Genomic DNA, 12,994 nt, shown 5'->3' on the forward strand with positions numbered 1-12,994 from the left:
CTATTATGGAATTGTATACAAAACGCCTGTTAATCTATTGACATTTGCCGGGCGACGGTGTTATTTTTATAACGGCCAAGGAGGGCGGATCCTCTCTACCCGAGGATCGAATACCCGCTGCCATGCAGCCCGACCGGTGCAAACCGGTCCCGATTGTGTGACAACATCGAAAAACCGCGTGAGGGAAAGCGCTGGTGATTCGGTGTTTTTTTTGCGGGCAGGCGGTCTTGCCGGGGCGGCCAAACCTGTGAAAAGGAGTCATTATCATGGAAAACACCCAAACGAAAGGCGGCCTGAACAAAAGTCTGAAGCTGATTTTTGTTTACACCGTCGCCACCGGTTCCATCTTCACCTTCGTGAACTACTGGGATTCGGTCTTCTACGGCTACTGCGGCACCGGCACCTTCCTGGCGTTCGGCCTGATGACCATCGCCATCCTGCCCGTCGCGCTGGTTTACAGTGAGCTGGCCAGCCTGTTCCACACCTCCGGCGGCGAACTGATCTACAACACCGTGGGCATCAACAAGCATGTGGGCTTCCTGGCCTCCTGGCTGATCATGGCTGCCTGGATCTCCGTTCCCCCCGCAGTTGTCATGGCCATCATGACCTGGGTGAACAAGACCTTTAACCTGGGCCTGGGCACCTGGCCCATGGTCGCCTGCGCCGCCGTGCTGCTGGTGCTCTACTTCCTGATGAGCATCCAGAACGTGCAGATCCTGGTCAAGGCCCAGGCCGTGATGCTGTTCTGCAACATCACCGTCACCATCCTCACCGGCTTCATCCTGCTGTTCAGCGGCCACTGGCACCTGTCCAACTTCGGCAACATCTTCAGCACCACCCTCGACTCTGTTTACGGCATCCCCGGCTGGGTCATCGGCATGGCTCTGCTGATCACCCCCTACTTCGGGTTTGAGACTGTTCCCCAGATGGTGGAGGAGGGCGACTTCCCCATCAAGAACTCCAAGAAGGCCATCTGCGGTTCCATCCTCACCTGCGGCGGCATCTATGTGTTCTACTACTTCTGCGTGGCCGGTCTGGACGGTCTGCAGGGCGTCTACGAGAACTTTGCCCAGGACGGCTTTTTGACCATCGCCACCATGCAGAACCAGATGGGCTGGACCTTCTGGCCCATCGTTGTGGGTCTGCTGTCCTGCCTGTTGGGCATGGGCGCCTCTCTGCTGGGCTTCTGGATGTCCACCGTCCGCATGCTCTACTCCATGGCCAACAAGAACTTCCTGCCCAAGGTGTTCGCGAAGGTCAACAAGAACCAGCAGCCCCTGCTGCCCAACATCTTCCTGCTGGTGCTGAGCCTGGTGTTCATCGTTCTGCAGAACTCCTCTGACTTCATGAGCGCTTTCTTCAACCTGATGAGCTTCGGCTGCGCCTGCGCCTACGCTCTGACCATGATCAGCGCTGTGTGCATCCACCACAAGTACCCCAACTGGAAGAGCTCCAACGCTGTTAAGGGCGGCGACGCCTTCCGTATCCTGGCCATGCTGATCGCTGTGGCCATCGCCTTCTTCTGCACCCTGGGCCAGGGCATCGACTCCTGGATCTGCTTCGGCGTGTACCTGGGCGTGGGCGTTGTCATCTGGCTGTGGATGGTCTGCGTCAACTGGAAGAAGCACCCCGTTGAGATCGAGACTCCCGACGGCGTCAAGACTTTCTAAGCTCCGCTTTTTGAACACAAGACAACGAGACGGAGTGATAAAGAATGCCTGAACAGAACAATGTGGAGACCCAGCCTACCGGCCTGAAGAAGAGCCTGCGCCTTGTCTATGTTTACGCCATCGCGGCGGGCGCCATCTTCACCTTCATCGGCTACTGGGATACCATCTTCTACGAGTACTGCGGCGCGGGCACCTTCCTGGGCTTTGCGCTGATGACCCTTCTGATCCTGCCCATCGCCATGGTGTACTGCGAACTGGCGCCCCTCTTCCCCAAGGCGGGCGGCGAGCTCATCTACAACACCGTGGGCATCAACAAGCATGTGGGCTTCTTCTCCTCGTGGCTGATCATGGCCGCGTGGATCGCGGTTCCGCCTTCGGCGGTCATGGCCATCGTGCAGTGGCTGTTCCATGTGCTGCACGTCCCCACCAGCTTTTTGCTGATCGAGGTGGTGGCCCTGGTCTCTCTGGTGGGCTACTGCATCCTGAGCCTGCAGAACGTGGAGATCGCCGGCAAGATCCAGCTGTATATGCTGATGTTCGCCATCGGCGGCTGCCTGGTCGCCACCGTCGCCTTCCTGTTCTCCGGCGTGTGGAGCTGGGATAACTTCCAGAACTTCTTCTACACCCAGGTGGAAGGCCACTTCGGCATCCCCGGCTGGGTGATCGGCATGGCCCTGCTGATCACCCCCTTCTTCGGATTTGAGACGGTGCCCCAGATGGTGGAGGAAGGCGACTTCCCCATCAAGGACTCCAACAAGGCCATTCTGGGTTCCATCGTCACCTGCGGCATCATCTACGCGCTGTTCTTCTTCGGCCTGGGCGGCATGCCTGTGCAGCCCCTGGTGGAGGAAGGCGGCGCCGCGGTGGGCGGCTTCCTGGCTATCACCATGATGGAGCAGCTGGGCGGCGGCTGGGGCGTGTTTGCTGTGGTGTTCGGCATCGCGGCGATCCTGTGCGCCATCGGTACCTGCCTGCTGGGCTTCTGGCTTTCCACCGTGCGGCTGATGTACGCCATGGGCGAGAACAACTTCCTGCCCAAGGTGTTCACCAAGATCAACCGCCACCAGCAGCCCATCCTGCCCAACATCCTGCTGCTGGCCATCTCGCTGGTGTTCCTGCTTCTGCAGAACGCCACCACCTTTATGAACGACTTCTTCAACCTGATGAGCTTCGGCTGCGCCTGCGCCTACGCGATCACCATGATCAGCGCCATGCGCATCCACAAGAACCACCCCGAGCTGGTCTCCCCCTACAAACTCAAGGGCGGCAACTTCACCCGGGTGATCGCGCTCATCATCTCTGTGGTCATCGCTTTCTTCTGCACCCTGGGCCAGAGCGCCGGCTCCTGGAAGAGCTTCGGCATCTACATCGGCATCGGCGCCCTACTGTGGCTGTGGATGGTTCTGGTGAACTGGAAGAAGCACAAGGTCACCATCGAAACGGTGGCCGGCACCAAAGAATATTGATCCCATCGTAACCGGGCGGCTTTCGCAGCCGCATGGCTTATACAACAGAAAAGGAGAGACTTAAAATGGCTAAATTGGACGGTAAAGTTGCACTGATCACCGGCGCTGCCGTGGGTCTGGGCGAAGGCATCGCCACCGCTTATGCCAAGTACGGCGCCAAACTGATCATGGTGGACCTGGATCCCCGTGTGGAAGAGACCGCTGAGAAGCTGCGCAAGGAGTACGGCAGCGAGATCGTGACCGTTGTGGCCAACGTTGCTGACCGCGAGCAGATGGACGCCGCCGCCAAGAAGGGCGTTGACACCTTCGGCGAGATCAACGTTGCTTGCTGCAACGCCGGTGTCTGCCGCCTGGCTCCCTTCGAGGAGATGGACGACAAGACCCGCGATTTCCACATCGACGTGAACATCAAGGGCGTTTGGAACACCTGCAAGGCCGTTGTTCCTTACATGCTGAAGCAGGGCGGCGGCAACATCGTCATCGCTTCTTCCGTTACCGGTGACATCGTGGCTGACGCCGGCGAGGCCGCTTACGCCATGACCAAGGCTGCTCTGGTCGGTCTGACCAAGTGCCTGGCTGTGGAATATGCCTCCCGCAACATCCGCGTGAACTGCTCTCAGCTGGGCTATGCCCGCACCCCGATGGTGGAGAAGATGGCTATGGAGTCCAACCCCAACGATCCCGAGAGCGCCATCAACGACATCGCTGTGGGCGTGCCCATGAAGCGTCTGGCGAAGCCCATCGAGGTCGGCGAGCTGTTCGCCTTCCTGGGCAGCGACGAGTCCAGCTACCTGACTGGTTCTCAGATCGTCATCGACGGCGGCAGCACCCTGCCCGAGACCATGTCCATCGGCACCAACTAAGTTATCTTCTTATAAACGGACATACACAAAAAGGCCGCCGGCAACAGCCGGCGGCCTTTTTGCATCCTGCGGGCTGGTCAGCGCCGCCTGCAGGGTGTATACTGAAGCAGGAAAAACCAAGGGGGAGGAAAGAAACAATGAAGGATTCATTCAGCATCGTGCTGATCGGCCTGGGCAACCGGGGCAAGGACGCCTATCTGCCGGAACTTTTGAAATTCGGCGATAAGGTGCGCGTTGCCGCCATCGCCGAGCCGGTGGACGAAAAGAGAAACGAAGTGGCAAAGCTGCTGGGCCTTGCGCCGGAGCAGTGCTTCAGAACGGGGGAGGAGCTGCTGGCCGGGCCCCGGCTGGCGGACGCCGCCGTCATCGCTACCATGGACCGCCAGCATGTGCCTCAGGCCGTGCCCGCGCTGAAAAAGGGCTATGACCTGCTGCTGGAAAAACCGGTGTCGCCCTCGCCGGAGGAATGCCGGCAGCTGGCCCGTATCGCCCGCGAGACCGGGCGGCGGGTGGTGATCTGCCATGTGCTGCGCTACACTCCTTTTTATAAAAAGGTGAAGGAGCTGCTGGACGGCGGCGCGGTGGGGCAGGTGATGACCATTCAGGCCATCGAGAACGTGGGCTACTGGCATCAGGCCCACAGCTTTGTGCGGGGCAACTGGCGCCGCACCGGCGAGAGCAGCCCCATGCTGCTGCAAAAATGCTGCCACGATCTGGACCTCTACCTCTGGCTGGCAAACAAGAGCGCCAGGCGGGTGAGCTCCTTCGGCTCCAACTCCTTCTTCAACGCCGCCCACGCTCCGGCGGGCGCGGCGGCCCGGTGCCTGGACGGCTGCGTCGCCAAGGCGGACTGCCCCTTCGACGCGGAGAAAATTTATCTCACCAATGCCGCCACCGGCATCGACGCGGGCAACGACGGCTGGCCCTGCGAGGTGCTGGCCGCCCATCCCACCCACGAGTCGGTGCTCCAGGCTATCCGTACCGGCCCCTACGGCCGCTGCGTGTTTGCCTGCGACAACGATGTGGTGGACCACCAGGTGGTGAACGTGGAGATGGCCGACGGCAGCACATTCGGCTTCACCATGACCGGCTTCACCGAGCACAACACCCGCCTGGCGAAGTTCATGGGCACCGAGGGAGAGCTCACCGCCGACCTGCTGGCCGGTAAGATCGCCCTGCGGCGGTTCGGCCTGCCGGAGGAGACCTTCTCCGTGGATGCGGCGGAGGGCCACAGCGGCGGAGACGCCGGCCTTGTGCGGGCCTTTGTGGAGCTGATGCTGGGCGGCGAACCCGGCCCCGGCCTCACCAGCCTGGACGTCTCGCTGGAAAGCCACGCCATTGCCTTTGCCGCCGAGAAGAGCCGCCTTTCGGGCGGCGCGGCGGTGGAGCTGTGATATAAAACGCAAAAGGCGGCGGGCCCTTCGGCCCGCCGCCTTGTTGCACGTTTTTTTACTTCTCGCCGAACAGGTTGAACCGGAACAGACGGCTCTCGTCCTCAGGGTCGGTGCACTCGAACTGAGCAGAGGCGATCTGGCCGCCCTTGATCAGGCTGGTGAAGCCCAGCATCTGGCACAGTTTGCTCTTCAGGTTCAGCCGGTCGCCCTCGGGGGTGACCATGTAGACATCGCCCTTGCAGGAGGCCAGGACCTCGCTGAAAGCGCTCACGTCAAAATTGTTCACATTGATGCGATCCATAGTAAATGACCTCTCTTTCTCATTTGTGTGGGGCCCGTGGCCCCGCGGCCGCTCCGGCCGCTCCCATACTTCCCCGGAAAGCGGCGCTCCCGCCAGCTTTCCTCGCCCATACTATAGCACAACCTTTGGTTAAATGCAACAATTAAATGAGGAAAATTTTGTAGAAATGACCAAAGAAGTTGCACGATTGGCGGGCCACCCAAAAATAGCGGAAAAGAGCGGGTAAAATTTGTGCCGCAGGGCGGCAAAAGGGGGACAAAACGCCTTGAAAAAAGGGGGCTTTTTGCCTATAATGGATACTGCGGAACATTGTGCAAACAATCACAATATAGCCTGCAGTACGAAGAGCAAAGGAGAGAACGAACATGACCTATTCGCATGAAGTAGAGCGTATGTGTCCTCTGACCAAAGGGCCCCATCACGGCCCCGCCCCCATCCCTGAGGAGGGCAACTGGGTCAAGGCCTATGAGATCAAGGACATTTCCGGTCTGACCCACGGTGTGGGCTGGTGCGCCCCCCAGCAGGGCACCTGCAAGCTGACCCTGAACGTGAAGCAGGGCGTCATCGAGGAGGCTCTGGTGGAGACCATCGGCTGCTCCGGCATGACCCACTCTGCCGCCATGGCCGGCGAGATCCTGCCCGGCAAGACCATTCTGGAGGCTCTGAACACCGACCTGGTGTGCGACGCCATCAACGTGGCCATGCGTGAGCTGTTCCTGCAGATCGTCTACGGCCGCAGCCAGACTGCGTTCAGCGAGGACGGCCTGCCCATCGGCGCCGGCCTGGAGGACCTGGGCAAGGGCCTGCGCAGCATGACCGGCACCATCTTCTCCACCAAGGCCAAGGGCGTTCGCTACCTGGAGCTCACCGAGGGCTACATCCTGAAGCTGGCTCTGGACGAGAACAACGAGGTCACCGGTTACCAGTTCGTGCGTCTGGGCAAGATGCTGGAGGCGATCCGCCACGGCGAGGACCCCAAGACCGCTTACGAGAAGAACATCGGCACCTACGGCCGGTTCGATGGCGCTGCGAAGTACATCGACCCGCGGGAAGAGTAAGAGGGGAGGAGTTACACAATGGCTACTTTTGAATCTATGGACCGCCGCATGCCCAAGATCGAGGCGTGCCTGAAGGCCAACGGGCTGGAGAGCCTGGACGCCTGCCGTGAGATGCTCCTCGCCAAGGGCATCGACTGCGACGCCATCGTCAAGGGCGTGCAGCCCATCTGCTTTGAGAACGCTGTCTGGGCCTACACCCTGGGCACCGCCATCGCTGTGAAGCGCGGCCTGAAGAACGCCGCCGACTGCGCCGCCGCCATCGGCGAGGGCCTGGAGGCCTTCACCATCCCCGGCTCCGTGGCCGAGCAGCGCCAGGTGGGCCTGGGCCACGGCAACCTGGGCGCCATGCTGCTGCGCGATGAGACCAAGTGCTTCGCCTTCCTGGCCGGCCACGAGTCCTTCGCCGCCGCCGAGGGCGCCATCGGCATCGCCCGCACCGCCAACAAGGCCCGCAAGACCCCGCTGCGCGTCATCCTGAACGGCCTGGGCAAGGACGCTGCCTATATCATCAGCCGCATCAACGGCTTCACCTACGTTGAGACCGACTACGACTTCAAGACCGGCGAGCTGAAGGTCGTTCGCGAGAAGGCTTTCTCCGACGGCGAGCGCGCTGCCGTGAAGTGCTACGGCGCCAACGACGTGCTGGAGGGCGTTGCCATCATGAAGAAGGAGGCCGTTGAGGTCTCCATCACCGGCAACTCCACCAACCCCACCCGCTTCCAGCATCTGGTTGCCGGCACCTACAAGAAGTGGGCCATGGAGAACGGCAAGAAGTACTTCTCCGTCGCTTCCGGCGGCGGCACCGGCCGTACCCTGCATCCCGACAACGTGGCCGCCGGCCCCGCCAGCTACGGCCTGACCGACTCCATGGGCCGTATGCACGGCGACGCTCAGTTCGCCGGCTCCAGCTCCGTGCCTGCCCACGTTGAGATGATGGGCCTGATCGGCATGGGCAACAACCCCATGGTGGGCGCCACCGTGGCTTGCGCCGTGGCTGCCAGCCAGGTGTGAGCCTCGCGCTTCATCGCTGAATAACGGCAAAAGCCGGCATGACCTTTGGGCCATGCCGGCTTTTTCTGTGCCCTTTGTTTTGCAGCCGGTTTGTGGTACAATAGAAAAAAGCGCCGAAAGGGGCGGTGTGCCGTGTATGAAATGGCCCAGATGCAGTTGACGGTGTATGACTTCGTGCAGCCCTTCGGGGGCGCGCTGGACGAGGCCAACCGCTGGGTCCGCCTTGCCAAAAAGATCGACTGGCTGAAGCTGGAAAAGCAGTATGCCGTCCACTTCGGCAAAGGCGGCGCGGTGGCTCTGCCCCTGCGCATGGCCTTCGGCAGCCTGGTCATCCGGGCGGCGCTGGGGCTCTCCGACCGGCAAACGGTGGAGCTCATCCGGGAGAACCCCTATCTGCAATACTTCATCGGCCTTCCCGCCTTCAGCGGCGAAGCGCCTTTCTCCGCCCGCAGCATGGCCGCCTTCCGGCGGCGCATCCCCCAGAGTCAGGTGACGAAGGCGGTGCGGATGTTCAAAAAGATCTCCCGGGAGTGACTTTCCGGGCGGTCGCAGCATATCCTGAGCAAAGGGGGCGGGTGCGATGCCGCCAGAAAAACATGTGTTCCGTGCCGGCGACTCGTCCGGCCAGGGCTCCATGCATCAACAGGGCGGCAAGACCGTCTTTCGGGCCGACGGGGGCAAAAGCGAAAAACGGGCCAGAAAAGAACCGGCCCCGGAAAAAGCGCCTGCGCCGCGCCGGGAGCCCGCGCCCCGCGCGCCGAAGCCCCGGCCTGCCAAACCGCAGAAAGCGCCGGCCCCGGCCAAGGCGGCCTCGCCCTGGCCCGCCCGCCGGCGCAAAAACCGCGCCCCGCTCATCGTGCTGGGCAGCCTGCTGGCGCTCCTGGTGGTCTGCCTTGCGGGCTGGGCGCTGGATGTGCCCGGCCGGCTGGCGGGGCTGACGCTGCCCGGCGGTTCGTCCTCTTCTGCCACCGTGCAGGAAGGGAAGGACTGGCCCGCCATGGTGGGGGACCGGCTGGTAAGCGAAAAGCCGGAAAAAGTGGTGAGCCTCTCGCCCATGGTCACCGAGGCGCTGCTGAGTCTGCCCGGCCACGAAGCCCTCTGCGCCGTCACCGAATACTGTGACGCCCGCTCCACCGGCCTTGCCACCGTGGGCACGCCGCTGCTGCCCCGCACCGAGGAGATCATCGCCCTGGCGCCGGACTACGTCCTTTGCCAGACGCCCCTGGCCGGCCCGGTGCAGACCGAGCTGGAGCAGGCGGGGGTGGAGGTCATCCAGCTGGACACCCCGGCCGACCTTGCCGGCCTGCGGGAATTCTACGGCCAGCTGGGCGCGCTGCTGGGCGGCAACGAGACCGGCCGCGCGTTGGGCTATGGCGTCATTGACCGGCTGGAGAGCACCCTCGCCGCCTACAACGCAGCCCTGCCGGACAAAGCCTCCGCGCTGCCGCTGCCGGATCTGACCGGTCTTGCCGCCACCGCGGACACCGCCGAGTGGACGCTGCTGGGCCAGGTGTTCCGTCATCCGCTGCCCGACGCCGCCGACTGGCTGGCGGGAGCCGAGTGCCTCACCGACGAGGACGCGGAGAACGACCTGGACCAGATCCGCGCTGCCGATCCGGACGTGCTTCTGGTGGCAAACACCGTCTCCCCCGAGGACCTTTCCGCCGCACTGGGCGACCTGCGGGCGGTGCAGAACGGCGCGGTGGTCTATGTGGACCTGCGCCTCACCGAGACCCTCTCGCCCCGGCTGGTGTTCGCCATCGCGGACGCGGCGGCCCTGGCCTACCCGGAGTTTGCGCCTGCCTCTTGACTTTTGGGCCGGCCGGGTGTAAGATAAGAGTGCAAACAGGAATTGTTCCTACAAACTGCGACAAATTTAACAAAATAAATCGGAGGTAATGATCATGCAACTGAAGGGTTCCAAGACCGAAGCTAACCTGATGGCCGCTTACGCCGGCGAGAGCCAGGCCTACACCAAGTATGGCTACTATTCCTCCAAGGCCAAGAAGGAAGGCTACAATGAGCTGGCGGCTGTGTTTGCCGAGACCGCCGGCAACGAGAAAGAGCACGCCAAGATCTGGTTCAAGCTGCTGCACGACGGCATGCCCGACACCCTGACCAACCTGGAGGACGCCGCCAACGGCGAGAACTACGAGTGGACCGACATGTACGCCGGCTTCGCCGCCACCGCCGAGGAGGAGGGCTTTGACCACATCGCCCAGCTGTTCCGCATGGTGGGCGCCATCGAGAAGGAGCACGAGCAGCGCTACCGCGAGGTGAAGAAGCTGCTGGAGGAGGGCCGTCTGTTCGCCCGCGAGACCGAGCAGGTGTGGATCTGCACCAACTGCGGCCACATCCACATCGGCACCCATGCTCCCGAGAAGTGCCCTGTGTGCGACCATCCCCAGGCCTATTTCGTGCTGCGCGCCGAGAACCACTGAGCAGCCGGAAAATCGTGACCCCAGGCGGCCCCCGTCAGCGGACGGGGGCCGCTTTCCCGCTTTTCACGCGCCTTTTTTCAAAAAAATCGCCGGAAAATGGGGGTGGGGGGCCTTGCGGCAAGGCAGCCGCAAAGGGTATACTGTTGCGTGTTCGAAAAAACCGGGGCAAAGCCCCCAAGAAAAGAAACGGAGACCCCTTTGATCCAACATGTATTGCTCCACGCGCTGGAGGACAGCGCGAAGATGCTTCCCTTTCTGTTCATTGCCTATCTGCTGATCGAGTTCATCGAGCGCCGTCAGGGCGAGCGCATCGAGCGGGCGCTGGCCGGCGGCGGACGGTGGGGCTTTGCGGTGGGCGCGCTGCTGGGCTGCGCGCCTCAGTGCGGCTTTTCCGCCATGGCAGCCAACTTCTACGGCAGCCGGGTCATCAGCCTGGGCGCGCTGATGGCGGTGTTCATTGCCACCAGCGACGAGGCGGTGCCGCTGCTGATGGCGGTGCCGGAGCGCTGGCCGGATCTGGCGGCGCTGCTGGCCTTCAAGGTGCTGCTGGGCGCGGCGGTGGGCGCGGCGCTGGATCTTGTGCTCCGTCGGCGTCTGCCCCGGGAGGTGCAGGGCGGCTACACCGGCCACGCCGACGAAGTGGACTGCCATGAGCACCACGAGGAAAAACAGAGCCTTGCGTGGGCGGCTGCCGTGCACACCGTGAACATCTTCCTGTGGGTGCTGGCGCTGAGCGTGATCATCGGCCTTGTGATCGAGGGCGTGGGCGAGGAGAACTTCACCGCTTTCCTCACCGGCTTAGGTCTGGCCCAGCCCCTCTTCGCGGCCCTGCTGGGCCTTGTGCCCAACTGCGCCTCCAGCGTGCTGCTCACCCAGCTGTATCTGTCTGGTTCCATCGGTTTTTCGGCGGTGACGGCGGGCCTTGCCGCCAACGCCGGCGTGGGCCTGCTGGTGCTTTTCCGGGCAAACCCCAGCCTCAAACAGAACCTGTTCATCACCGCCCTGCTCTGGGTGGTGGGCGCCGGCAGCGGCATGGTGCTGATGCTGCTGGGCTTCTGAAAACCCAAGAAAACGGCGGGACAATGTCCCGCCGTTTTCCGCGTTCTCCGGACGTAAAACTGCACAAAATTTGCACGATCAGCTTTTTGTGTTTTAGCGAATTGTGTACCGCGCCCGGGCGCTGTATAATCAAGTCAAGATAGAATTTTGGGCGAGCGAGCGCCCTTGAACGCGGAAAGGAGAAATCCCCCATGATCATCAAAAACGGACAGGTTTTTAATTCCAACGGCCGGTTCATCCCCGCCGACGTGGAGCTGGAGGGCGACCGCATCGTCAAGGTGGCCCCGGCGGGCACCCTGCACGGCGAGGAGGAGCTGGACGCTGCCGGCAAATACGTCACCCCCGGCTTTGTGGACATCCACATCCACGGCGCCGCCGGTTCCGACTTCTGCGACGGCATGGACGGCAGCGACAAATATGTGCGCGCCATGCAGAAATATCTGGGCAGCCAGGGCGTGACCAGCTTTTTGGGCACCACCATGGCCTTCAGCGAAGAGATCCTGAACCGCATCTTTGACACCGCCCGGCCCATCTTCGGCCAGGAGGGCTACGGCGCGGTGCTGCGGGGCGTGAACATGGAAGGCCCCTTCTTCAACAAGGCCAAGAAGGGCGCTCAGGCCGAGGAGTACATCATCGACCCCGACTGGGAGATGTTCCAGCGTCTGTGGGAGCGCAGCGGCCATAACATCCGCCTGGTGGACGTGGCCCCCGAGCTGCCCGGCGCGCTGGAGTTCGCCCAGAAGGCCAGCAAGCTGTGCACCGTTTCCGTTGCCCACACCTGCGCCACCTATGAGGAGGCCACCGCAGGCTACGCCAACGGCTTCACCCACACCACCCATCTGTTCAACGCCATGCCCGCCTTCACCCATCGCGCCCCCGGCGTGGTGGGCGCCGCCAGCGACTATGCCGAGCATGTGGAGATGATCTGCGACGGCATCCATCTGAACCCCTCTGTGGTGCGTGCGGTGTTCAACATGTTCGGGCCGGACCGTGTGTGCATCATCAGCGACGCCATGCAGGCCTGCGGCATGCCCAACGGCGAGTACAGCCTGGGCGGCCAGAAGGTGTTCATGACCGACGGCCTGGCCACCCTGGCCGACGGCACCATCGCCGGCAGCGCCACCTGCCAGGCCGAGGGCTTCCGCCGCGCCGTGAAGTTCGGCGTGCCGCTGGAGACCGCCCTCAAGGCCGCCACCATCAACCCGGCCAAGGCTGCCGGCCTCTACGATGAGGTGGGCAGCATCGCCGTGGGCAAGCGTGCGGACGTGCTGGTTCTGGGTGCCGACCTGCACCCCGAGCACATCTTCATCGGCGGCAAAGAGCTGTGAGGAAGAACGCATGACTACTTTCCTGTGCTACGATAAATGTTCCACCTGCCAGAAAGCGCAAAAATGGCTGGAGGAACGGGGCACGGCGTATACCGCCCGCCCCATCAAGGAGCAGAACCCCACCGCCGCCGAACTGGAGGGCTGGCTGGCCGAAAGCGGCCTGCCGGTCAAACGGTTCGTGAACACCAGCGGCCTGCTCTACAAATCCATGGGCCTCAAGGACAAGCTGCCCGCCATGAGCGACAGCGAGGTCTGCGCCCTGCTTGCCACTGACGGCATGCTGGTCAAACGCCCGGTACTCATTACCGACAAGGGCGTCTGCCCGGGTTTCAAACCCGAAGAGTGGGAAAAACTGCTGTAAACAAAACAAAAGAGCCGGGCCGCACGTTCCTTCGTGCGGCCC

The 12,994-nt window shown here is 62.6% G+C and carries 13 protein-coding genes; 12 read left to right on the forward strand and 1 reads right to left on the reverse strand.

Annotated elements, in window-relative coordinates; translation table 11 throughout:
- Positions 1-266: 266 nt before the first annotated feature.
- From ACMNAY_RS06550 to ACMNAY_RS06565, 4 genes are all read left to right on the forward strand, one after another.
- A complete protein-coding gene (locus ACMNAY_RS06550; RefSeq protein ID WP_418718852.1) occupies positions 267-1,670 on the forward strand; it encodes an APC family permease in 1,404 nt (467 codons plus the stop codon).
- Positions 1,671-1,714: 44 nt separating this feature from the next.
- Positions 1,715-3,136, forward strand: coding sequence for an APC family permease (locus ACMNAY_RS06555; protein WP_418718853.1), 1,422 nt, complete (start codon positions 1,715-1,717; stop codon positions 3,134-3,136).
- A gap of 65 nt (positions 3,137-3,201) precedes the next feature.
- On the forward strand, positions 3,202-3,999 hold the full coding sequence (gene ucpA / locus ACMNAY_RS06560; RefSeq protein ID WP_177522685.1) for an SDR family oxidoreductase UcpA: 798 nt from the start codon (positions 3,202-3,204) through the stop codon (positions 3,997-3,999).
- A 137-nt stretch (positions 4,000-4,136) separates the two neighbouring features.
- Positions 4,137-5,393 carry a Gfo/Idh/MocA family protein gene (locus tag ACMNAY_RS06565; RefSeq protein ID WP_418718854.1) on the forward strand — a complete coding sequence of 419 codons (1,257 nt, stop codon included), beginning with the start codon at positions 4,137-4,139 and terminating at the stop codon, positions 5,391-5,393.
- 55 nt (positions 5,394-5,448) lie between these two features.
- Here the strand turns inward: ACMNAY_RS06565 and ACMNAY_RS06570 are convergent, their stop codons facing one another.
- Positions 5,449-5,694: a hypothetical protein gene (locus ACMNAY_RS06570; RefSeq protein ID WP_177521491.1), complete on the reverse strand. Its 246-nt coding sequence runs from the start codon at positions 5,692-5,694 to the stop codon at positions 5,449-5,451.
- A 365-nt stretch (positions 5,695-6,059) separates the two neighbouring features.
- Here ACMNAY_RS06570 and ACMNAY_RS06575 point away from each other — a divergent pair, with 365 nt between their 5' ends.
- The 8 genes from ACMNAY_RS06575 to ACMNAY_RS06610 all read left to right on the forward strand — a co-directional run bounded on the left by ACMNAY_RS06575 (position 6,060) and on the right by ACMNAY_RS06610 (position 12,952).
- Positions 6,060-6,752 (forward strand): iron-sulfur cluster assembly scaffold protein, encoded by a 693-nt coding sequence (locus ACMNAY_RS06575; RefSeq protein WP_177521490.1) that lies wholly within the window; start codon positions 6,060-6,062, stop codon positions 6,750-6,752.
- 18 nt (positions 6,753-6,770) lie between these two features.
- Positions 6,771-7,763 (forward strand): GGGtGRT protein, encoded by a 993-nt coding sequence (locus ACMNAY_RS06580; RefSeq protein ID WP_394967070.1) that lies wholly within the window; start codon positions 6,771-6,773, stop codon positions 7,761-7,763.
- Positions 7,764-7,904: 141 nt separating this feature from the next.
- Positions 7,905-8,297, forward strand: a complete 393-nt coding sequence (locus tag ACMNAY_RS06585; protein WP_394976949.1) for a transposase — start codon at positions 7,905-7,907, stop codon at positions 8,295-8,297.
- Positions 8,298-8,343: 46 nt separating this feature from the next.
- Positions 8,344-9,573, forward strand: coding sequence for an ABC transporter substrate-binding protein (locus tag ACMNAY_RS06590; protein ID WP_418718855.1), 1,230 nt, complete (start codon positions 8,344-8,346; stop codon positions 9,571-9,573).
- 94 nt (positions 9,574-9,667) lie between these two features.
- Positions 9,668-10,204 (forward strand): rubrerythrin, encoded by a 537-nt coding sequence (rbr, locus tag ACMNAY_RS06595; protein ID WP_394967067.1) that lies wholly within the window; start codon positions 9,668-9,670, stop codon positions 10,202-10,204.
- Between the two features lie 198 nt (positions 10,205-10,402).
- Complete coding sequence (locus tag ACMNAY_RS06600; protein ID WP_394976945.1) at positions 10,403-11,263, forward strand: putative manganese transporter; 861 nt, start codon at positions 10,403-10,405, stop codon at positions 11,261-11,263.
- A 191-nt stretch (positions 11,264-11,454) separates the two neighbouring features.
- Positions 11,455-12,591 (forward strand): N-acetylglucosamine-6-phosphate deacetylase, encoded by a 1,137-nt coding sequence (gene nagA, locus ACMNAY_RS06605; protein WP_418718856.1) that lies wholly within the window; start codon positions 11,455-11,457, stop codon positions 12,589-12,591.
- Between the two features lie 10 nt (positions 12,592-12,601).
- Positions 12,602-12,952 carry an arsenate reductase family protein gene (locus ACMNAY_RS06610; RefSeq protein ID WP_418718857.1) on the forward strand — a complete coding sequence of 117 codons (351 nt, stop codon included), beginning with the start codon at positions 12,602-12,604 and terminating at the stop codon, positions 12,950-12,952.
- Positions 12,953-12,994 lie beyond the last annotated feature (42 nt).

Origin of the sequence: Candidatus Allofournierella merdipullorum, from assembly GCF_048426865.1 — a bacterium.
GTDB classification, from domain to species: Bacteria; Bacillota; Clostridia; order Oscillospirales; family Ruminococcaceae; genus Allofournierella_A; species Allofournierella_A merdipullorum.

Bases quoted from the DNA above. Each gene is read 5' to 3' on its own strand.
- ACMNAY_RS06590 (WP_418718855.1), top strand. From the start codon at position 8,344: ATGCCGCCAGAAAAACATGTGTTCCGTGCCGGCGACTCGTCCGGCCAG.
- ucpA (WP_177522685.1), top strand. From the start codon at position 3,202: ATGGCTAAATTGGACGGTAAAGTTGCACTGATCACCGGCGCTGCCGTG.
- ACMNAY_RS06550 (WP_418718852.1), top strand. From the start codon at position 267: ATGGAAAACACCCAAACGAAAGGCGGCCTGAACAAAAGTCTGAAGCTG.
- ACMNAY_RS06570 (WP_177521491.1), bottom strand. From the start codon at position 5,694: ATGGATCGCATCAATGTGAACAATTTTGACGTGAGCGCTTTCAGCGAG.
- ACMNAY_RS06575 (WP_177521490.1), top strand. From the start codon at position 6,060: ATGACCTATTCGCATGAAGTAGAGCGTATGTGTCCTCTGACCAAAGGG.
- ACMNAY_RS06580 (WP_394967070.1), top strand. From the start codon at position 6,771: ATGGCTACTTTTGAATCTATGGACCGCCGCATGCCCAAGATCGAGGCG.
- nagA (WP_418718856.1), top strand. From the start codon at position 11,455: ATGATCATCAAAAACGGACAGGTTTTTAATTCCAACGGCCGGTTCATC.
- ACMNAY_RS06565 (WP_418718854.1), top strand. From the start codon at position 4,137: ATGAAGGATTCATTCAGCATCGTGCTGATCGGCCTGGGCAACCGGGGC.
- ACMNAY_RS06585 (WP_394976949.1), top strand. From the start codon at position 7,905: ATGGCCCAGATGCAGTTGACGGTGTATGACTTCGTGCAGCCCTTCGGG.
- ACMNAY_RS06555 (WP_418718853.1), top strand. From the start codon at position 1,715: ATGCCTGAACAGAACAATGTGGAGACCCAGCCTACCGGCCTGAAGAAG.
- rbr (WP_394967067.1), top strand. From the start codon at position 9,668: ATGCAACTGAAGGGTTCCAAGACCGAAGCTAACCTGATGGCCGCTTAC.
- ACMNAY_RS06610 (WP_418718857.1), top strand. From the start codon at position 12,602: ATGACTACTTTCCTGTGCTACGATAAATGTTCCACCTGCCAGAAAGCG.